The organism is Acidovorax sp. (assembly GCF_016783915.1).
In the GTDB taxonomy this organism is placed as follows: Bacteria; Pseudomonadota; Gammaproteobacteria; order Burkholderiales; family Burkholderiaceae_C; genus Acidovorax.
The window spans coordinates 1-19682 of the sequence record NZ_JADHVT010000034.1 but is presented as its reverse complement, the minus strand read 5'-3'; the positions used below and the strand labels follow the sequence as shown (position 1 = coordinate 19682).

Annotated in this window: 23 protein-coding genes; 7 read left to right on the top strand and 16 right to left on the bottom strand. The window is 65.9% G+C overall.

The window, feature by feature from the left end; translation table 11 throughout:
- Positions 1 to 51 precede the first annotated feature (51 nt).
- The 7 genes from ISS20_RS09225 to ISS20_RS09195 are packed head-to-tail and all read right to left on the bottom strand — an operon-like array spanning position 52 to position 6622.
- On the bottom strand, positions 52 to 1896 hold the full coding sequence (locus ISS20_RS09225; protein WP_291435880.1) for a lysoplasmalogenase family protein: 1845 nt from the start codon (positions 1894 to 1896) through the stop codon (positions 52 to 54).
- Positions 1897 to 1932: 36 nt separating this feature from the next.
- Positions 1933 to 3102, bottom strand: coding sequence for a DSD1 family PLP-dependent enzyme (locus ISS20_RS09220; RefSeq protein WP_291435877.1), 1170 nt, complete (start codon positions 3100 to 3102; stop codon positions 1933 to 1935).
- Positions 3086 to 3727, bottom strand: coding sequence for a histidine phosphatase family protein (locus ISS20_RS09215; RefSeq protein WP_291435875.1), 642 nt, complete (start codon positions 3725 to 3727; stop codon positions 3086 to 3088). Before ISS20_RS09215 ends, ISS20_RS09220 begins: the two co-directional genes overlap by 17 nt.
- 23 nt (positions 3728 to 3750) lie before the next feature.
- A complete protein-coding gene (locus tag ISS20_RS09210; RefSeq protein WP_121422176.1) occupies positions 3751 to 4362 on the bottom strand; it encodes a DUF4136 domain-containing protein in 612 nt (203 codons plus the stop codon).
- Positions 4363 to 4417: 55 nt separating this feature from the next.
- Positions 4418 to 5401, bottom strand: a complete 984-nt coding sequence (ttcA, locus tag ISS20_RS09205; RefSeq protein ID WP_291435870.1) for a tRNA 2-thiocytidine(32) synthetase TtcA — start codon at positions 5399 to 5401, stop codon at positions 4418 to 4420.
- A gap of 4 nt (positions 5402 to 5405) precedes the next feature.
- A complete protein-coding gene (locus ISS20_RS09200; protein WP_291435868.1) occupies positions 5406 to 5777 on the bottom strand; it encodes a dihydroneopterin aldolase in 372 nt (123 codons plus the stop codon).
- Between the two features lie 50 nt (positions 5778 to 5827).
- On the bottom strand, positions 5828 to 6622 hold the full coding sequence (locus ISS20_RS09195; protein WP_291435866.1) for an SDR family oxidoreductase: 795 nt from the start codon (positions 6620 to 6622) through the stop codon (positions 5828 to 5830).
- Positions 6623 to 6632: 10 nt separating this feature from the next.
- On the opposite strand from ISS20_RS09195, the gene ISS20_RS09190 reads away from it, so the two are divergent.
- Both ISS20_RS09190 and ISS20_RS09185 read left to right on the top strand, forming a co-directional pair.
- Complete coding sequence (locus ISS20_RS09190) at positions 6633 to 7763, top strand: SAM-dependent methyltransferase (RefSeq protein WP_291435913.1); 1131 nt, start codon at positions 6633 to 6635, stop codon at positions 7761 to 7763.
- Positions 7764 to 7783: 20 nt separating this feature from the next.
- The gene (locus tag ISS20_RS09185) at positions 7784 to 7978 is read left to right on the top strand and encodes a DUF2905 domain-containing protein (RefSeq protein ID WP_056745516.1); all 195 of its coding nucleotides are present in this window, start codon (positions 7784 to 7786) and stop codon (positions 7976 to 7978) included.
- 35 nt (positions 7979 to 8013) lie between these two features.
- Here ISS20_RS09185 and otsA read toward each other — a convergent pair whose 3' ends face one another.
- The 3 genes from otsA to otsB are packed head-to-tail and all read right to left on the bottom strand — an operon-like array spanning position 8014 to position 11978.
- Entirely contained in the window at positions 8014 to 9390 is a 1377-nt protein-coding gene (otsA, locus tag ISS20_RS09180; RefSeq protein ID WP_291435864.1) for an alpha,alpha-trehalose-phosphate synthase (UDP-forming), read from the bottom strand.
- A gap of 48 nt (positions 9391 to 9438) precedes the next feature.
- Complete coding sequence (locus ISS20_RS09175) at positions 9439 to 11244, bottom strand: glycoside hydrolase family 15 protein (protein WP_291435862.1); 1806 nt, start codon at positions 11242 to 11244, stop codon at positions 9439 to 9441.
- Positions 11241 to 11978: a trehalose-phosphatase gene (otsB, locus tag ISS20_RS09170; RefSeq protein ID WP_291435860.1), complete on the bottom strand. Its 738-nt coding sequence runs from the start codon at positions 11976 to 11978 to the stop codon at positions 11241 to 11243. Before otsB ends, ISS20_RS09175 begins: the two co-directional genes overlap by 4 nt.
- A gap of 189 nt (positions 11979 to 12167) precedes the next feature.
- Between otsB and trxC the strand changes: the two genes are divergently transcribed.
- Positions 12168 to 12605, top strand: coding sequence for a thioredoxin TrxC (gene trxC / locus ISS20_RS09165; RefSeq protein ID WP_291435858.1), 438 nt, complete (start codon positions 12168 to 12170; stop codon positions 12603 to 12605).
- Positions 12606 to 12618: 13 nt separating this feature from the next.
- Here trxC and ISS20_RS09160 read toward each other — a convergent pair whose 3' ends face one another.
- The 4 genes from ISS20_RS09160 to ISS20_RS09145 are packed head-to-tail and all read right to left on the bottom strand — an operon-like array spanning position 12619 to position 15003.
- Complete coding sequence (locus tag ISS20_RS09160; RefSeq protein ID WP_291435857.1) at positions 12619 to 13092, bottom strand: DoxX family protein; 474 nt, start codon at positions 13090 to 13092, stop codon at positions 12619 to 12621.
- A gap of 10 nt (positions 13093 to 13102) precedes the next feature.
- Positions 13103 to 13864, bottom strand: a complete 762-nt coding sequence (locus ISS20_RS09155; protein ID WP_291435855.1) for a DNA-binding domain-containing protein — start codon at positions 13862 to 13864, stop codon at positions 13103 to 13105.
- A complete protein-coding gene (locus ISS20_RS09150; RefSeq protein WP_291435853.1) occupies positions 13855 to 14706 on the bottom strand; it encodes a DUF692 domain-containing protein in 852 nt (283 codons plus the stop codon). The genes ISS20_RS09155 and ISS20_RS09150 overlap by 10 nt, the downstream gene beginning before the upstream one ends.
- A 3-nt stretch (positions 14707 to 14709) precedes the next feature.
- Entirely contained in the window at positions 14710 to 15003 is a 294-nt protein-coding gene (locus tag ISS20_RS09145) for a DUF2282 domain-containing protein (RefSeq protein ID WP_291435851.1), read from the bottom strand.
- A 212-nt stretch (positions 15004 to 15215) separates the two neighbouring features.
- On the opposite strand from ISS20_RS09145, the gene ISS20_RS09140 reads away from it, so the two are divergent.
- The 3 genes from ISS20_RS09140 to ISS20_RS09130 all read left to right on the top strand — a co-directional run bounded on the left by ISS20_RS09140 (position 15216) and on the right by ISS20_RS09130 (position 17471).
- The gene (locus ISS20_RS09140) at positions 15216 to 15761 is read left to right on the top strand and encodes a sigma-70 family RNA polymerase sigma factor (RefSeq protein WP_291435849.1); all 546 of its coding nucleotides are present in this window, start codon (positions 15216 to 15218) and stop codon (positions 15759 to 15761) included.
- The gene (locus ISS20_RS09135) at positions 15758 to 16399 is read left to right on the top strand and encodes a DUF1109 domain-containing protein (protein ID WP_291435846.1); all 642 of its coding nucleotides are present in this window, start codon (positions 15758 to 15760) and stop codon (positions 16397 to 16399) included. The genes ISS20_RS09140 and ISS20_RS09135 overlap by 4 nt, the downstream gene beginning before the upstream one ends.
- Positions 16400 to 16643: 244 nt before the next feature.
- On the top strand, positions 16644 to 17471 hold the full coding sequence (locus ISS20_RS09130) for a MipA/OmpV family protein (RefSeq protein WP_291435843.1): 828 nt from the start codon (positions 16644 to 16646) through the stop codon (positions 17469 to 17471).
- Positions 17472 to 17535: 64 nt separating this feature from the next.
- Here ISS20_RS09130 and ISS20_RS09125 read toward each other — a convergent pair whose 3' ends face one another.
- Positions 17536 to 18786 (bottom strand): multifunctional CCA addition/repair protein, encoded by a 1251-nt coding sequence (locus ISS20_RS09125; RefSeq protein ID WP_291435841.1) that lies wholly within the window; start codon positions 18784 to 18786, stop codon positions 17536 to 17538.
- 45 nt (positions 18787 to 18831) lie between these two features.
- Here ISS20_RS09125 and ISS20_RS09120 point away from each other — a divergent pair, with 45 nt between their 5' ends.
- Positions 18832 to 19287, top strand: coding sequence for a hypothetical protein (locus ISS20_RS09120; protein WP_291435839.1), 456 nt, complete (start codon positions 18832 to 18834; stop codon positions 19285 to 19287).
- A gap of 24 nt (positions 19288 to 19311) precedes the next feature.
- Here ISS20_RS09120 and ISS20_RS09115 read toward each other — a convergent pair whose 3' ends face one another.
- Positions 19312 to 19620, bottom strand: a complete 309-nt coding sequence (locus ISS20_RS09115) for an NIPSNAP family protein (protein ID WP_291435838.1) — start codon at positions 19618 to 19620, stop codon at positions 19312 to 19314.
- Between the last annotated feature and the right edge of the window lie 62 nt (positions 19621 to 19682).

The window sequence follows — 19682 nt, the reverse complement described above, 5'->3', positions numbered from 1 at the left end:
AAAGCGCTAGAGGCCAATTTTGCTTGTTTTTTCGCTTTGTCGCCTGCTGCTTCACAGCCCGGGCGGCGCGGTGGAAACCCGCCCGTCAGCGCCGGTGTGGACAGTGGCCGCGCGCGCAGCGCGGCCCGCTTCGACGGGTGCCACAGCCTTCGCATCAGCCGGTACCCGCGCCACGCTTGGCAGCATGCCCCAGACGATCAGCACCTGCGCCGCGTAGTAGGTAGACAGCACCCACACCTGTGCCATCGGCAGGGGCGTCACAAAGCGGTTGGTGGCCAGCAGCGAGTCGCTGAGCATGAAGAACCCCGCGCCAACCGCAACCAGCAACGATGGAGCATCGCGCAGTGTTGTAGCGCGGCCGATGGCCTGGGCGGCCATCAGCGCAATCACCAGCACATAGGCGGCTACCGGCGCGCGCAGTGCGGGCGGCAAACCGCCTGCCCATAAAAATGCGTACATCGCCATGCCAATGCCCAGCGTGGCGGCCAGTGCACCTCTGTGCGCAAACCACGCTTGCCCGCTTTTGAACAGCGCCACATAGAACAGATGCGCCACCAGAAAGCTCACCAGGCCCGGGATGAAGAAGCCCGGGAACATGAGAAACACATCCCCCGCCAGCGATCCGCCCAGTGCGGCAGCAAGAAGAAACAGATGTTTATAGAAAAATTGGCCTCTAGCGATTGATGGATAAGCGCTGGCAGCTACTAAAATAAGAGCAATTGCCATGGTCAGCGGCTTGAACAGCCAATGCCATTGTGTGAACCCCAGCGCACTGGTGGCCGTGGCCAGCGCAGCGCCTTGCAGCATCAGCGCCATCAGCATGCCAATGCGCCCCTGCATCACAGCGCCCAGCGACCATTGCACGGTCAGCAGCACGGCGAACCAGACGGCGTTGTGCGTCAGCGGCGCCGCATCGGCCTGCCACAAAAAGGCCGCCACGCCCCCGAGCAGCAGCACAAATTGCACCAGTGCAAACCATTGCACGGCGCGCGACATCGGTGGGTGGTAGAGCGCCATCTGCGCCATGCTGAAGGCCGGCTTGGGAAAGCGCTCCGCCACGTCCGCAGGCCGCCAGCCCGGCGGCTTGATCCAGACCTTGAGCTTGTCGAGCCAGCTGCGCGCGTGCCAGCTGTCATGTGCCAGCCCGGCGTACACCTGCGCGTTGGCCCAGAGCGGGTCCCAGCTGTTCAGCAGGCCGCGCGTGCCGTACACGCACTTCTCCTGGTCGTCTTCGTCCTTGAAGGTGCCAAAGAGCCGGTCCCACAGGATCAGAATGCCGCCGTAGTTCTTGTCCAGGTAGGCGTCGTTCACTGCGTGGTGCACCCGGTGGTTGCTGGGGCTGCAGAACCAGCGGTCGAACCAGCCCAGCTTGCCCACCTGCTCGGTGTGCACCCAGAACTGGTAGAGCAGGTCAATCAGTGCCACCACGCCGAACACCAGCGGCGGAACGCCCGCCAGTGCCATGGGCACATAAAAGATCCAGCCCAGCAGCGCGCCCGAACTCGTCTGGCGCAGCGCGGTGGAGAGGTTGTAGTCCTGGCTCTGGTGGTGCACCGCGTGGGCGGCCCACAGCACGGCCGATTCATGCCCCATGCGGTGCAGCCAGTAGTAGCACAGGTCGTAGAACACCAGCGCCAGCAGCCATCCGGGCAGGCTGGTCCAGAAGGCATCGTTGCGCCACAGCGCCACGTGCTCGAACAGGGCCGTGTAGATGCCGATGCGCAGCAGCCGCGTGAACACTGCGCTGGTCTGGCTGAGCATACCGAGGCTGATGCTGCTGACCGCATCGGCCAGCCGGTAGGTGTTGCGCTGCCTTCTGTAGCCCACCGCCAGTTCGATGGCGATCAGCAAAAAGAAGACGGGGGTCGCAAGGACGATGATCTGGCTGGGGCTCATGGAGGACACCAAAATGTCCGCCGATTCTTGCCCCAATCAGGTCAGCGCGCCTCTGGCATCAACCCTGATGATGCGCTCTACCGTACCCGTCGCCAAACCTCCGCGCACACCGATCAAAAAGTCATGCAGATTGACCGTGGGGTCGCAATGACCGGGGATGAGCCAGAGCATGTGGCCCAGGCTGGGCAGGCGGGCGTCAGGGGCGTCGGCATACAGCAGGCCGTGTTCATCACCGCCGTTGGCGTAGCGCAGGGTGCGGTCGGCCGGCAGCAGGGCCACCGTGGGCAGGCCGGAGTCGATGGCGTGGCTCTTGTGGCCCGCGTCGCACACGGCGTGGGTGTCGCGCACCGATACCACCTGGGTCTTGACGTACAGCGCGTGTTCAAACGCGGGTTGCGCCGGTTCGCGCTCGTTGCGGGCGTAATCGGCATCCATGAAGAGGAAGGAGCCTGCCTGCAACTCGCCAAATACGCCGCTGGCGGCCTCGTGCACCAGGGTGCCTGTGCCCGATCCGGCGATCAGCGGCACCGTAACACCGGCCTCCTCAATCAGCTGCCGTGTATGGATGGCTGCACGCACGACCTGCGCGATGGCCTCCTTGCGCCCCACGGTGCTGGCCAGGTGCTGGGCCCGGCCATGGTAGGCCTGCAGACCTGCAAAACGCAGGCGCGGGCTGCGCGCCACGGCCAGCGCAAGGGGCACTGCGGCCTCGCCAGGGGGTACGCCGCAGCGGCCCTGGCCTACGTCGATCTCCACCAGCACATCAATGCCCGCGTCGCTGCCGTACTGTGTCATGGCTTCGGCCAGGCGTTCGATGCCGTCGGAGTGGTCCACAGCCACACCCAGGCGTCCGCCGCGTGCCGCCAGCTGCGCGGCCAGCCGCGCCACGCGGTGCAGCTTGGGCATGGCGATGACCTGGTTGGTGATGGTGATGTCATCCACTCCACCGGCAGCCAGCGCCTCGGCTTCGGCCACCTTCTGCACACACACTCCCTGTGCCCCTGCGCGTTGCTGCAGTAGCGCGAGTTCGGCGCTCTTGTGCAGCTTGGCATGGGGGCGCCAGCGCACATGGTGCTTGCGCGCAAAGTCGGCCATGCGCTGGATGTTGCGGTCCATGGCATCCAGGTCCACCACCAGGGCGGGGGTGTCGATCAGGTCCACGCGTTGGCCGATACAGGCCTCTAGTGCTTCAGGAATGGGTTTCATCGCGCGCTGCGTTGTTGTCAAGGTGCTGGGTGTCTGCCCAGCCAATCAGTGTCAGGCCGTCGGGCGTCCACAGCAGGCGGTTGATGGCGGCGTTGGACAGCTGCCAGGTGCGTGGCGCCTGGATGTCCTGGCGCGTGGCCAGGCGGTACAGCACATCGAGCACCCCACCGTGCGCCACCATCACCACCTGCTCGCCCACATGCTGCTGCGCGAGGGTGGTCACGGTGCGTTCAATGCGCTCGCGCAGCGTGACCAGCGACTCGCCGCCTTCGGGTGTGTAGTGCGGGTCGCGCTTGCGCCAGCGCAATGCGTCCTCGGGCAGCTCGGCCTCGATCTCGGCAAACGTGCGGCCCTGGAAGTGCCCGAAGCTGCGTTCGCGCAATCCCGGCTCGGTCTTCAACGGGGCGCCTGTGGTGTGGGCCACGGCCTGGGCGGTGGCGTGCGCGCGTTGCAGGTCGCTGGAGTAGATGGCTGCAATCGGCTCGCCCACCAGGGCCTGCGCGACCTGGGCGGCCTGCCACAGGCCGGTGTCGTTGAGCGGGATGTCCAGGTGGCCCTGGATGCGGGTGTCCACGTTCCAGGCGGTTTCGCCGTGGCGGATGGCAACGATGCGGGTGGCGTGCATGCAATAGACAGGCGTAGAGGGAATCAGTGTGAGGGCGGAACCAATGGCAGGCGTACTTGCCGTGGCCCCTCGGGCGGCTTCGGAAAGCCGTTGAGTGCGGCGTCGAACAGCACGCCATAGACGGCCGGATCGCTGACCCACACATCTTCGTGCACGGCGGAGGTTTCGTACACGACGGCCTGGGTGCTGGCGTCGCGCATCACGATACTGACCGCGCGGCGGTGCAGGGGCGTGGGCTCGCCAAAACGCCACATGCCATGCACTCCCCAGCCCCGTCCATACCAGCCGCCCATGCCCCAGGGGCCGGGGCCGTAAGGGCCGTACGGGCGGAACGGGTCATAGCGCGGCACGGCGTCGGCCTGCACGCCCAGCTGCACCAGCAGGCGGGGCGCAGCATCGTCGCGCTGCAGGCCCGCGCGCGCCAGGGCCTGTTCGGCCAGTGTGGTGATGGTGTCGAACGAAGGGGCCTGCTGCGAAGGCAGGCGCTCAATGCGGTACGTGGCAGGTGCGGGCACGGCCGCCAGCGTTGAGAAGCTCTGCACCTGGCCCTCCACCACGCGGGTGGTGCTGCAGCCTGCGAGCAGGGTGACGGTGAGGCCCAGGAGCAGGGCGGGAATCCATCGGCGCTGTGTCATGGTCAGAGTGTCCTGAAACAAGGATCTCTGTGAGAGTGCCGCAGCCCGCCAGGGTTCACGACAGTTGCACCACCTGCACGCCGGGCAGCGATGGCGATGGCGCCGCAAACTCTTCCTTGTCAAAGGCCTTGTCGCCGTCTTCGCTGGCGATGCCGGTGACCTTGGCGTTCTTGAAGTCGTACAAGCTGCCGTCCAGCAGGTGCGAGGGCACCACGTTCTGCAGGGCGTTGAACATGTTCTCCACGCGGCCGGGGAAGCGCTTTTCCCATTCGCGCAGCATCTCGCCCACCTGCTTGCGCTGCAGGTTCTCCTGGCTGCCGCACAGGTTGCACGGGATGATGGGGAAGTTGCGGTGCGCAGCCCAGCGGGCGGTGTCTTTCTCGGCCACGTAGGCCAGTGGTCGGATCACCACATGCTTGCCATCGTCGCTGACCAGCTTGGGCGGCATGCTCTTCATCTTGCCGCCAAAGAACATGTTGAGCAGCAGCGTCTGCAGGATGTCGTCGCGGTGGTGGCCCAGCGCGATCTTGGTGCAGCCCAGCTCATCGGCCACGCGGTACAGAATGCCCCGGCGCAGGCGGCTGCACAGGCTGCAGGTGGTCTTGCCCTCGGGGATCAGCTTCTTGACGATGCTGTAGGTGTCCTCGTTCTCGATGTGGAAGGGCACGCCGGTGCTGGCCAGGTACTCGGGCAGCACATGCTCGGGAAACCCAGGCTGCTTCTGGTCCAGATTCACGGCCACCAGGTCAAAGTGGATGGGCGCGCGGGCCTTGAGCTTGAGCAGGATGTCGAGCAGCGCATAGCTGTCCTTGCCACCCGACATGCACACCATGACCTTGTCGCCCTCTTCAATCATGTTGAAGTCGACGATGGCCTTGCCGACTTCGCGGCACAGGCGCTTTTCCAGCTTGTGGGTTTCACGCTCGATCTTCATGCGAGCGGCGCCGCTGGCGGCTGCCTCTGCAGGCCCGTCGGCCCAGCCGACGGGGGCGGAGAGGGCGGGGTTGGTGGTCGGGGCTTCGTTCACTACGGTGCTCATGGGGTCACCACTGTCCTGTCTCGACGCGAATGGCCACTTCGCAGTCGTCAAAAATTTCGAGTTTGGCAATCTTCACGCGCACGCCCAGCACGCCGGGCAGCTGCATGAGGCGGTTGGCCAGCTTGCCGATCAGGCTCTCCAGCAGGTTCACATGCTCGGCCGTGCACTCGTCGATGATGATCTGGCGCACACGCCGGTAGTCCAGCACGTGGCCGATGTCGTCGTCGCGTGGGGCCAGCGGCTGCACGCCCAGGCTCAGTTCGGCATCGACCTGGATGGGTTGCGGGTCGGTCTTTTCGTGGTCGAGGATGCCCAGGTTGGCATCGAAGCGCAAACCGGTGAGCGTGAGAATCTGGGTGCCAACAGCGTGGGTCATGGGGAAAGGTCCTGGCTTGAGTGAGCCATTTTTTGCGTGTGTGCGTGCGCTCACATCAAAGAGAAATCGCGGTCAAACTTCATCAGGTGCTGGCCACCATCGACCAGCAGCGTGGTGCCGGTGATGGACCGGTTCTCCAGCGCAAACTTCACTGCGCTCGCCACGTCCTCGGCGGTGGACGAGCGGCCCAGAGGCGAGAGGGCATGCAATTGGGCGAATTTTTCGTCGCTCAGCATGTGGCTGGTCAGCGTGAGTCCGGGCGCCACGCCCACCACCCGCACGCGCGGCGCCAGGGCCAGCGCCAGCATGGTGCCGGCGGCTTCCAGCGCTGCCTTGGAGAGCGTGTAGCTCATGAAGTCGGGGTTCTGGTTCCAGAGCTTCTGGTCCAGCAGGTTGACCACGGCGCCCTGAGCATCGGTCTCGCCTGCCACCACCCGGTCGGCCACATGCTGGTGCAGCGCCTGGGCCAGCAGCACCGGGGCGGCAGTGTTGCTGCGCAGGTGCTTTTCGAGCGCGGCAAAGCCAAAGGTCTCTACGTTGTCGTGCTCGAACAGGGAGGCGCTGTTGACCACCGCGTCCACGCTGCCGAAATGCGCCACCACGCGGGGCAGCAGGCCTCGCACAGCGGCCTCGTCATCGAAATCAGCCTCAAAATGGGCGCTGGCGCTAGTCAATCTTGCGCATTCAGCTACGGTATTAATAGCGTCTTGCGCCGATGAGCGGTAGTGCACCGCCACCTGCCAGCCGCCGGCGGCCAGGGCCAGCGCAATACTGCGGCCCAGGCGCTTGGCGGCACCGGTCACCAGCACGGTGCGGGGGCGATGGGGGAGGGAAGGGGTGGACATGTGGGGGACAATGCGGGCCGTGACCCAAAGACCCGACAGTTTAACGACCGCCCTGCACCAGCACATCACCCAGGCCATTGCCGCCGAGGGCGGATGGCTGGGTTTTGACCGCTTCATGGCCTTGGCCTTGTACACACCCGGCCTGGGCTACTACGCCAATGGCTCCACCAAGTTCGGCGCCATGCCCGAGTCGGGCAGCGACTTTGTGACCGCGCCTGAGCTGACGCTCCTGTTCGGCCAGACCCTGGCTGTGCAGGTGGGCGAGGCGCTTGCCCAAACCGGTACCGAAGAGGTCTGGGAGTTTGGCGCGGGCTCGGGCGCGCTGGCGCTGCAGTTGCTGGATGCGCTGGGCGACCAGGTGCAGCGCTACACCATCGTCGACCTGTCGGGCAGCCTGCGCGCGCGCCAGCAGGCCAAGCTGGTGGCGCATGCCCACAAGCTGCGCTGGGTGGATGCCTTGCCTGAGAAATTCAGCGGCGTGGTGGTGGGCAACGAGGTGCTGGACGCCATGCCCGTGCAACTGCTGGCGCGCCACGGCGGCCAGCAGGGCGGCAAAGACGGTGATGGTTGGCACGAACGTGGCGTGGTGGTGGCCGAAGACGGCCGCTTTGCCTGGGCCGACCGGCCCACCGACCTGCGCCCGCCCATCGACATCGAAGGCCCGCAGGACTACCTGACCGAGATCCACGCCCAGGGCGAGGGCTTCATGCGCATGCTGGCCGACCGGCTCACGTGCGGCGCGGCCTTCTTGCTGGACTATGGGTTTGGCGAAGACGAGTACTACCACCCCCAGCGCCACATGGGCACCTTGATGTGCCACCAGGGCCACCTAGCCGACGGCGACCCGCTGGTGGCGGTGGGGCTTAAAGACATCACCGCGCACGTCAATTTCACCGCCATGGCGCTGGCCGCGCAGGAGGCGGGCCTGAATGTGCTGGGCTACACCACGCAGGCGCACTTTCTGATCAACTGTGGATTGCTCCCAAAAATGGAGCAGCTGCCGCAGGCCCAGCGGGCGACAGCGGCCAAATTGATCATGGAGCACGAGATGGGTGAGCTGTTCAAGGTGCTGGCCGTGGGCGCGGGCGAGCCGTGGGAACCGCTGGGGTTCAGGCACGGAGACCGTTCGCACCGGCTCTGACGCCTGCTGCTGCGCTGCCCATGTTCCGCTGGCTCCTCGTCATCCTCCTGGCCCTGATGTTCATCAGCTGGCTGTCGCCCCTGCTGCGCCGCATGGGCTTTGGGCGGTTGCCAGGGGACTTCCGGTTTCGCTGGCTGGGGCGCGACTGGGATGTGCCTCTGGCATCCACGCTGCTGCTGAGCTTTGTGGTCAGCCTGATCACCAAGCTGCTGTAGGGCAGCCACAACAGCTGCTGGTGCCGGTGCGCCTGCTAGCCCGCCGTCTGCAGCGCGTCCAGAAACGCCTTGCGCCACCAGTGCACGTCGTATTGGCGTATACGGGCCATGAGCTTTTGATGGCGCACCTGCCGTTCCACCAATGGCATTTGCAAGGCCTGCTGGATGCTGTCGGCCATGCCCTGGGTGTCGTAGGGGTTCACCAGCAGCGCTTCCTTCAGCTGCTCGGCCGCACCCGCGAAGCGTGACAACACCAGCACGCCCGGGTCGTTCGGGTCTTGCGCCACCACGTACTCCTTGGCCACCAGGTTCATGCCGTCGCGCAGTGGCGTGACCAGCCCCACGGCAGCGGCGCGGCACAGGCCCGGCACCCGCTTGCGCGCCACCATGCGGTGGATGTAGCGCACGGGCATCCAGTCCAGTTCGCCATAGTCGCCGTTGACAGAGCCACACAGAGCTTCCAGCTCCTGGCGCAGGTCGGCATAGGCGTTGACGTCGTCGCGCGTGGGCGAGGCGATCATGATGAGCGTGGCGCTGTCGCGGTTTTCCGGGTAGCGGTCCAGCAGTTCGCGAAAGGCTCGCACACGTTGCGGAATGCCTTTGGAGTAGTCGAGCCGGTCAATGTCCAGCAGCAGGCGCCTGCGTGAATACTCGTCGCGCATGTTCTCGTAGGTTTCCACCGCGTCGGGCGCGTGCGTGAGGCGTGTGAATTCGTCCACGTCGATGCCGATGGGAAAGGACTGCACGACCACGGTGGCTCCAAAGGCGCGCACGCGCTTTTCGTCCACCTCTTCCGCGCTGCCTTCGTTGCGCACATAGCGCGTGAAATGCGACACGTCGGCCTCGCTCTGCAGACCCACCAGGTCGTAGGCAAACAGCGAGCGCATCAGCCACTCATGCTGCGGGATGGCCGCCATGATGAGCGGCGGCGGCATGGGAATGTGCAGAAAGAACCCGATGCGCTGCTTGCAGCCCATGGCCCGCGGCTCGGCCGCCAGCGGGATCAGGTGATAGTCGTGCACCCAGATCACGTCGTCGTCGCGCAGCAGCGGCAGCAGCTTGCGCGCAAACATCTGGTTCACGCGGCGGTAGCCCGCGATGTAGCTGGCGTTGAAGTCGGCCAGGTCCAGGCGGTAATGGAACACCGGCCAGAGCACGCTGTTGCTGTAGCCATGGTAGTAGCTGTCGTGGTCTTCGCGGCACAGGTCCACGGTGGCCAGGGTGACGGCACCGGCCTGCCGGGTTTGCAGGTCGCCCTCGCCGGGTGTGCCGCCTTCGACCACGGTGCCGCTCCAGCCGAACCACAGGCCCCCGGTCTGGTTCAGGGCTTCGCCCAGGGCGACGGCCAGGCCACCGGCAGCGGGTTTTCGGGGGTCTGCAAGGCGGTTGGAGATGACAACAAGACGGCTCATGGATTGATCATCGTTGTGGATCGCCCCTGGCCGTTGTCGGACAGTGCCTCAAATCACGCTGTCCCAGGGGGCCGACAGGCGCACGGCGGCGTTGATGACGCCCACCATAGAGTAGGTCTGCGGGAAGTTGCCCCACATTTCCTGGGTCTCGGGGTGCGTGTCTTCGGACAGCAGGCCCAGCGGATTGCGGGCGGCCAGCATGGTCTCGAAGATGGCGCGGGCCTCGGCCTTGCGGCCGATACGCGCCAGCGCGTCGATGCGCCAGAAGGTGCAGATGTTGAAGGCCGTCTCGGGCTTGCCGAAGTCGTCGGCCGCCTCGTAGCGGCGCATGTAGGGGCCATCGCACAGGCTCTTTTCCATGGCCTCCACGGTGCTCACAAAGCGTGGGTCCTTGGGGTCGATCAGGCCCACCTCGGCCATCAGCAGCACGCTCGCATCGAGTTCATGGCCGCCAAAACTCTCGGCGAACGCCTGGCGCGCTTCGCACCAGGATTTGTCGAGGATCTCGGCGCGCATGCGGTCGGCATGCTGCTGCCAGTGGCTGGCACGGTCGGCCAGCTGCAGGGTGGCGGCGATCTTGGCCAGCCGGTCGCAGGCCGCCCAGCTCATCAGGGCGGACGAGGTGTGCACCCGGGCCCTCGTGCGTAGCTCCCACATGCCCGCATCGGGCTGGCCATACACACGCACCGCGTTCTCGCCCACCTGTTCGAGCCGTGTGAATTCGGCCAGTCCCGCGCGGTGCAGCAGGCGGTGGTCATGAAAGGCCTGGGCCGCGCCCAGCACGATGTTGCCGTACACGTCGTGCTGAAAATGCTCGGCCGCCTGGTTGCCCACGCGCACCGGGCCCATGCCCCGGTAGCCCGCCAGCTGGGGCACAAAACGCTCGGGCAGGTCTTTCTCCAGCCCGATGCCATACAGCGGCTGGATGTGGCCGTCTCCGCCTTCGACCCCCACGTTGCTCAGCCAGCGCAGGTAGTCCTCCATGGTGCCCACCTCGGAGATGCTGTTGAGCGCGCGCACCACAAAAAACGCATCGCGGAGCCAGCAGTAGCGGTAGTCCCAGTTGCGGCCGCTGTGGGCGGACTCGGGGATGCTGGTGGTCATGGCGGCCACGATGGCGCCGGTGTCTTCGTACAGCGACAGCTTGAGAGTGATGGCCGCGCGGATCACCGCGTCCTGCCACTCCAGGGGCACGGCCAGAGCGCGGGTCCAGCTGCGCCAGTAGGCCGTGGTTTCCTGCTCAAACAGGCGCGCGGTGTCGGCAATGCCGTCCACCAGGGTTTCGTCCGCGCCCAGCAGAAAGTTGTGTTCGCGCGTGAGCACAAATGCCTGGCCTGACAGCACATGCGATACCGGCGCATCGGTGGACAGGCGCAACGTCATGCTCTCGCCCACGTAGCGGATGTGGTTGCTGCCCCGTGTGATCTCGGGTGTGGTCTGGCCCCAGTCGTAGCGCACCTTGAGCGCTACGCGAATGCGTGGCGCGCCCTGGATGGGGCGTACCCGGCGCACCAGCGTCATAGGGCGAAAGTAGCGCGAGCGGCTGTAAAAGCGCGGCGCAAAGTCGGTGATCTCCACCCCGTGGCCTGCCTTGTCGAACAGCTGCGTGCGCAGGATCGCGGTGTTCGGCTCGTACCACTGGTGGGCCGACGCCAGGTCTTCCAGTTCGATCGCGAAGTGGCTGCCTTCGTCGCCGGGCTGCAGCAGGGCGTTGAATACGGGGTCGCCGTCAAAACGGGGCAGGCAGTACCACACCATGCGGGCATGGTTGTCGATGAGTGCGCTGATGGCGCAGTTGCCGATCATCCCGAGGTTGAGCGAGCCCGTCTGGGGTTGTGTGGCGGCTGTGTTCATCGTTCGCGCTCCAAGGTCGTGCGTGCAGACGACAGCCAGCCGCGCAATGCGGCCGATGTCATGCAGCGGTGTTGTGCCATGGTGGGTCCTTCGCCCACCTTGATGCCCCAGCCGCCCAGGGCTTGAACGGCAGCAAAGCCCGCTTCGTCGGTGACGTCATCGCCGATGAAGACCGGTATGCGCCCTGCAAAAGGGGCTTGGGTCATGAAGTCGGCAATCGCCTGGCCCTTGTGAACGCCACGGGGCTTCACTTCAAAGACACATTTGCCGCAGAGCAGTTCCACGCCTTCCACCTGGTGCATGGCCCGTACCAGGGTGTCGTGGCACAAGGCCTCCAGCTGTGGCGCAAGGCGGTAGTGCAAGGCCACGCTGACGCGCTTGGTCTCCACCAGCAGGCCGGGGTGGCGTGCTGCAAGGTCTTGTGCGGCCTGTAAAACGGGCTCCAGGGCGGGTGGTGACGTGGCGGGAACAGAGGTGCCACCCAGGCGGTACTGGGCTCCATGCTCGCTGGCCAGCGGCAGACGCAGCGGTGCCAGAAATCCGTCGATGTCGGCCTCGGGCCGCCCGGTCACGATGGCCAGCGCGCCGCCCAGGTGGGTGTACAGCGATGACAGTGTCGGGACTAGCCCCGACGCAACGCGCACCGCCTCGGGGCGCGGCGCCAGCTCGGTGAGCGTGCCGTCGAAGTCCAGAAAAAGCGCATGGGCAGTTGTCAGTGTGGGGAGCAGCTGCATGCGCGAAACCATAGCAGACGCTGCAATGCAGATACGGCCACCAGGGGGATTCAGGGCTGGTAAACGCGCGCAAGGTCTGCGACCGTATGCAACTTTGGCAACCGAGGCTGGCGAGGCCAACCCTTGAAACGGTGAGCCTGCGTCGCAATGTGATCAGTACACCGATTCCCCCCCAGCCCTTGCCACGCCATGACCGAAGCCCTGCACATCGTCTGCCCCCATTGCCACACCACCAACCGCGTGCAAAGTGCCGACTTGGGCAGCGCGCCCGATTGCGGCCAATGCCATCAGCCGCTCTTTGCGGGGGCGCCTCTGGAGCTGGATGCGACCAGCTTCGACAAGCATGTGGCGCGCAGCCACATCCCGGTGCTGGTGGACTTTTGGGCCCCCTGGTGTGGGCCATGTCGCCAGATGGCACCGGCCTTTGCGCAGGCCGCACGGGAGCTGGAGCCCCGAGTGCGCCTGGCCAAGCTCGACACCGAAGACCAGCAGGCCATCGCAGCGCGCTATGCCATCCGCAGCATTCCGACCATGATCCTGTTCCAGCAGGGGCGTGAGGTGGCGCGCATCTCGGGCGCACTGGGGGCGGCAGACATCGTGCGCTGGGTGCGCACAGCGGCTGGTTGAAGAAACCTGTTGCTCAGCGGATTCCGAGCGCCCGGTCCAGCGATACGTTGCCTGCACCGCGCCCCACCAGGTACAGCATCAGCCCCGCCCATGACAGATGGGTGGGCCATGCGTCGGGGTAGACAAACAGCTGGATCACCAGCGTCATGCCCAAGAGGGCCAGGGCCGACAGGCGTGTGAACAGCCCCAGCACCAGAAGGACAGGGAGCAGATGCTCCGCCACAGTGGCCATCTGCGCCGCCAGCTCGGGCGGCAGCAAGGGCAGCTTGTATTCGTCGCGGAACAGCGCATAGGCGCTGTCAGAGATGGTGAACCAGCCTTCGACCTTGGTGCGGGCCGACAGCCAGAAGATGCCTGCAATGGCCACCCGGTTGACCAAGGCCAGCAGGCTGTGCGGGGTGAGCCACGTGGCGGCATCGGCCAGGCGCGCCCACAGCACGCGGGGGCCTTTGGCGGGCGCGGTGGGGAAATGTGTGCTGGTGGTCATGAAGTGCTCCTTAGCCTGGGCGTGAATCGGTGGGTATCAATGCGCCTGCGTCCAGCAAGGTGCTTATCAGGGCCGCAAAGTCTGCGGTGGGTTCGGCATCCAGGGCTGAAGTGGCGGCGGCCTCCAGTGTCTGGCTGTGGGCGCAGGCGTCCAGAAACGCCATTCCTGCGCGCGACAGGGGACGCCACGTCACTTCTGCACGGGGCCGGGTGAGCAAGGCCCCATCGCCTGTCCACTCCAGCGGCTCTGTGAGGGCCAGGCCTTCACGGTGGCTTTGCCACAGTGCGTAGGCGGGATGTTCTTCGCACCAGGCCCAGCGCGCGGCGGGGTGGGGGAGCAGCTGCGCCAGGGGCAAAGTGTCGGGCGCTTGCTGTGCCAGCCAGTCGCGGCCGACAGCGGTGGCGTCTGCCGCCAGATGGCATTCGGTCCAGCAGCGGTCCAGGCGTGCCACGGCGTGCAAATAGGGCAGCTCGGCCGCGGGTGCAAACCCGGCCAGAAAGTCTGCAAACCCCACGCCGTAGTCCATCAGCAGTCCGTCAGCCGGCGGCTGCGCGCGGACATAGACCGCTGCGGCGGCGCGGAACCAGTCTTCTCCCACCAGCTGGCACACCGTGCGGTAGTTGGCTTGCAGTGCGTCGATGCCGCCCTTGAGCACGGTGTTGCTGTATACGGCAAAGCCCGGTTGAGACTCCAGCGCCGACACCCACGGTACGTGCACGGCGTGGCCCAGAAGCGCGGCAGAGAGACCGTCTTGAAATGCACTCAGCTGCATGCGGCCTCCTGAGGCAGTGGTTTTGCAAGCGCGCTGTGGGCCTGCTCCCGCTCGGCCAGCAGTTCACTGAAGGCGGGCAGCTGGTCGTCGCGTTCGATCAGGGTCGGCACGGGGCCTGTGCGCGCGATCACCTGCTCGTACAGCGCCCACACCGCAGCAGCGATGGGCGCATCGTGGCTGTCGATCAGCAGGGCGTTGCCATGCACCGGGTCGGCATGGTGGCCTGCCAGGTGGATTTCGGTCACTGCGTGCAGGGGAAAGGCGTCGAGGTAGGCCTGTGCGCAAAAGCCCAGGTTGTTGGCGCTGACGAACACGTTGTTCACGTCCAGCAGCAGGGTGCAACCAGTGCGCTGCAACAGTTCGGCCAAAAAATCGGTTTCAGCCCAGTCGTGGCCGTCGATGTGGAGGTAGTGCGTGGGGTTCTCGATGGCGATGGGGCGTTGCAGCGCATCCTGCGTGCGGGCGATGTTGTCTGCGATGCGGTGCAATGCCGCGTGCGTGCGCGGAAACGGCAGCAGGTCGGGCAGGTACTGTCCGCGCCAGGTGGACCAGGCCAGGTGCTCTGAAATGATGGCGGGTTCCATCCGCCTTGCAAGGGCTGCCAGTCGCGCCAGGTGGGCCGCGTTGGGCGGTGCATCGGCCGCGAGGGACAGTGAAACGCCGTGCAATGCCACCGGGTGGTGCGCGCGGATGGCATCCAGCCAGGCCAGGCGCGGGCCGCCACCGGCCAGGTAGTTTTCGGGGTGCACCTCCCACCACAGGCCGGGGGCCGAGCAATGCAGCGCCTCGTCGTAGTGCTGGGGCTTGAGTCCCAGGCCGGCGGTGAGAGGGCACGGGGTCATGGTTCAGGCCTTGGCGGGTGTCAGTGTGCCCATGCCCTTGGGGGTCTTGATGGTGCTACAGGTGCCAGCGGGCACAAACTTCCAGGCGTTGCCCTGGTAGTCTATCTTGGACGTGCCCGCGCAGGTGGTGCCGGGGCCGGCGGCGCAGTCGTTCTTGCCTGCCATCGAGACGCCATAGCACTTCTCCATGGCGGGCTTGGCGCCATCCATGGGGGCCGCGTTAGTTTGGGCCATGGCGGCGCCAGAGGTCAGGGCAACGAGTGCGAGGGCGCCGAGGCTGAGGGTGCGAGTGGTCATGGTACGGTTCTCCGAGGGTTGGGTAGGGTTTGAATCCGACCGGGGTGCTGCACAGAGCCAGCACTGAACTGCCCGATCTGCGTTGTAATTCGCGCTGTGCAGCAGGCGGGTTACAGCATTGCGCAAAAAATATTGGCGGCAGGCCTCCAATATTTTTTGCGCGGCCTGTAACCCATCGGTCCCGGCATCCGAATTGCCTTCAGGGAGACACCATGGAGATAGTGGAAGAGCGCCTGCGAGGCTTGTTGCTGCAGGGGCTGGATGCCGACGCCGCCGCCTACCAGCGCTTTTTGAAGGAGCTGAGTGCTCACCTTCGCGCCTTCCTGCGTCGCCGCCTCGCGCAGCGGCCCGATGAGGTGGAAGACCTGGTGCAGGAGACGCTGCTGGCCGTGCACAACCAGCGCCACACCTACCGGCCCGAGATGCCGGTGACGGCCTGGGCGCACGCGATTGCGCGCTACAAGCTCATCGACTGGCTGCGCTCGCACGCGGTGAAAGAGGGCCGCAATGACCCGTTGGACGATGCCGACGAGTTGTTTGCCAGCAGCGACAGCGAGGCTGCCGAAGCCCGGCGGGACCTGGGGCAACTTCTGCGCACGCTGCCAGACAAGCAGCGCCTGCCGATTGAGTATGTGAAGCTGGAAGGTTTGTCTGTGGTCGAGACGGCGCGCCTCACGGGGCTGTCGGAGTCGGCCGTCAAAGTCGGCGTGCACCGGGGGCTCAAGGCCCTGGCCGCCAAGATCAGGGGAATGGCATGAAAACCGATGAATTGATCCACCTGCTGGCCACGGATGACCGGCCCGTAGAGACCACTGCGATTGAGCAGCGGTTTGCCGTTGCCATCGCAGCGGGTATTGTGGGTGCCGGGGTGCTGATGCTGGCAATGTTCGGCCTGCGCCCCGACCTGCTCACGACTATGGCACTGCCCATGTTCTGGGGCAAGCTGGTGTTTGCCGCCGCGCTGGCCGCTGCCGGGCTGGCGCTGCTGCGTCGCATGGCCCGCCCGGGCATGCCCGTGGGGAACGCAGCGCTGTGGCTGGCCGTGCCGCCGCTGGTGCTGTGGGCCATGGCGCTGATGGCCCTGTCACAGGTGTCTGCCGCAGAGCGCATGCCGCTCATCCTGGGCAGCACGTGGCGCACCTGCCCATTCAATATCGCGGCGCTGTCGGTGCCAGCGTTTGCTACGGGTTTCTGGGCGCTCAAGGGCGCGGCGCCCACACGCCTGGCCTGGGCGGGCGCGGGTGCCGGTTTGCTGGCCGGTGCGCTGGGCGCCTTGGTGTACGCCCTGCATTGCCCCGAGATGGCCGCACCGTTTCTGGCGGTCTGGTACCTGGCGGGCATGGCCATCCCGACGGTGCTGGGGGCGGTGCTGGGGCCGCGTCTGCTGCGCTGGTGAAGGGCGCACGCGATGTGTCCGTCAGGCGTGGGCGCGTTTTCTTTCTATGTGCGTGAAAGTCCGACCCCAGCGTCCAGCACAGCGGCTCGTGAAGCGCCTGCGCCATGGTGTTGGTGTGTGCGAATGCAGTAGGGGCACCCGCTGCCCTGCGGCGCTTTCCCCTCGAACGACCCGGGCTTTGACTGGGTTGTATTAAATATATACCATTCGGTCACTTTGTAACCATCATGTATAGGAGTTGATCATGCGCCCTGCCGTGCTCGCACGTCCCTCTGCGGTCCGTATCGCCATCTTGATGACCACCACCGCTCTCGGAGCAGGGCTGTCATTCGGAGCGCGTGCCCAGGCGTTTGACGCCGTACGTCTGTACGGCGCGGCGACTGACCGTGATGGCGGCACGGTGGGGTTGGCGGTGGTGGCGGGCCACCAATACATGGGGTCGGACGAGCGCCGCACGCGGGCCTATCCGGCCATTGACTACCGCTGGGCCAATGGCTGGTTTGCCGGTACTACCAATGGTGTGGGCTACAACTTCTCGCGCCAGCCGGGTGTGCAGTACGGTGTGCGCCTGACGGCTGACTTTGGTCGCGATGAAAGCCGCTCGGAGGTCCTGCGTGGCCTGGGCGACGTCGATGTGCGTCCGGAGCTCGGTGCGTTTTACAACCTGCAGCCTACGGCCAACACGTTTTTGACCTCCTCGCTGCGCTATGGCGCAGGTCAGGGGCGCAATGGCCTGCTGTTTGACCTGGGGGCGGGACTCACCGCGCAGGTGGCCCCCGCATGGCGCATGGGAGCTGGCGTGGCAGCCACCTGGGCCAATGCCGCTTACACGCAGACGTATTTCGGCGTCGATGCTGCCCAGGCCGTCCGCAGTGGCCGCAGCGTCTACACGGCCAGCGCCGGTGTGCGGGACGTGCGTGTGTCGGTGTCCGCCACCTATGCAATCACACCGCGCGCATCTGCGACCGCTGCGCTGTCCTACAGCCGCCTCCAGGGCGATGCCGCCAGCAGTCCCATTGTGCGGGACCGGGCTGGAGTGAACGGTGTCTTGGCGGTTGCCTACGCCTTTTGACAGACCGCTGGCACGCCTGAGCTGCTAAAGCCGGTTCAATGCACCAGCCGCCCTCGTGCGCTGGTCATGGCGCAGCATCGCGACGTAGCCACTGTGCCACCGCTTCCACCCGCGCCTGGTGGATCAACGCACCCACCTGCGGGCCGCTCACACCCTTGGCGGCAGCCTGCGCTGCAATTTCCCTGGTGACCACCGCCCGCACGGTACCCAACACGGCCATCAGGCGGGGACGCTGCGGGTAAGCCGACTCTTCAAACCCCAGCCGCCCACGGGCATCGCACTCGCAGGCCAGCAGGATGTCGGCAAACCGCTCGGGCTTGCGGATGGCGTCGCAGCGCTCCAGCAGGCGCACCAGGGCTGCGGCCGACAAGTCGGTGCTGCGGTGGATGTGGCCGTGTTCTCGCGCCACCACATCGGCGGTCTCGCGGCAGTCCACCGGCACGCGCAGGCGCTCCGCCACGTCCTTGAGCAGCTCGGCGCTGCGCTCTTCGTGCCCAATGTGGCGCGGCAGCACATCGGCGGCCGTGGTGCCCTTGCCCAGGTCGTGTGCCAGACAGGCAAACCGCACGATGAGCGGCGCCTGCAGCCGGGCCGACATGTCCAGCACCATCATCAGGTGCACGCCGGTGTCCACCTCGGGGTGATATTCGGCCCGCTGGGGCACGCCCCACAGGCGCGCTACCTCGGGCAGCAGCACCTGCAGCGCGCCACACTCAAGCAGCACCTCGAACATGCGGGACGGCTTTTCTTCCATCAGCCCCCGCGCCAGCTCCTGCCACACGCGCTCGGCCACCAGGTGGTCCACCTCGCCATGCGCCACCATCTCGCGCATCAGCTGCATTGTCTCGGGCGCTACCGTGAAGTCGGTGAACCGCGCTGCAAACCGCGCCACACGTAGAATGCGCACCGGGTCTTCGCGGAAGGCGTCCGTCACATGGCGCAGCACCCGCGCCTCGATGTCTTTGGCTCCAGAATATGGGTCAAAAATGCCTCCAGCGCTTGTCCCATAAGCACTAGTAGCTATTGCATTGATAGTGAGATCGCGGCGGGAAAGGTCTTCTTCCAGTGTCACATCCGGCGAGCTTTCCACCACAAAGCCCCGGTAGCCGCGCCCGCTCTTGCGCTCGGTCCGGGCCAGTGCATATTCCTCGCGCGTTTCGGGGTGCAAAAACACCGGGAAGTCTCGGCCCACTGGCAGGTAGCCCAGCTCCAGCATCTGCTCTGGCGTGGCACCCACCACCACCCAGTCGTGGTCATTCACGGGCCGACCCAGCAGCTTGTCGCGGACGGCGCCGCCCACCATGTAGATTTGCATCGGCGTAGTTTAGGACGAGCCCTCGGCCGTATATTCCAACCCACCATGTCCCTATCCTCCGACCTCACCATTGCCCAGCTCAACCCCGATGGCAGCGTGCCCGTGCCGACGGCGCCCGATGCCGCTGCCAATGCGGCCGCCGAGGCCCTGCAGCGCGAGGCGCAGTTCGAGGCCCTGAAGGCCCAGGTGGAGGCGCTGCAGGAGATCCTGGCCAAGCCGCTCAACGACATCCTGGCCGAACACGACAAGTTCAAGGAGGTTGCGGCCGCGTGGGATTCCTTCGGCGCGATGTGGATGCTGTCGCAGCGCGCCATGCGCCGCGTGGCGATGGACCTGGCTGCCCCGCAGGGCGTGAGCGAGGAAGAGGTGGTGGCACGCGCGATGGCCTATGCGAACCGGGTGCTCAACACCGAGGACGAAGACCTGGGCGGCTCCATGGCCCCCGCCCAGCTGGCGCACATCGCGCGCCACAAGTCGTTTTTGCGCAAGCAGTTCCGGTAACTGGGCCGCGTCGGCCCCTCCGGTTCAGCGGAACACAGGGCGGAAAAAACTCCGCTCATAGCTCACGATGCAGCCCGTTTCCTCGGCATAGCGGAACGCCGCCTGGCACTCCGCGTCCTGCAACGACGCCTCCCGGTAGCGCTCGTAGGCCGCGAGGCTTTCGAACGTGAACAGCGCCAGCGCGATGTTGTTGGCGCCCTCGCTGGGCATGAAGTAGCCGTGGTGCTGGCCGCCGAATTTTTCGACCAGCGGGATCCACAGCTTTCCGTAGTGCTCGAACTCCTTGAGTTTGCTGGTGTTGAGCACGTAGCGCAGGTAGATGGTGACAGCCATGGTGATGCTCAGCCCTCTGTATGGCGCAGGCGGTAGGGCTCTTCGAAGTCCAGAAAGTCCTT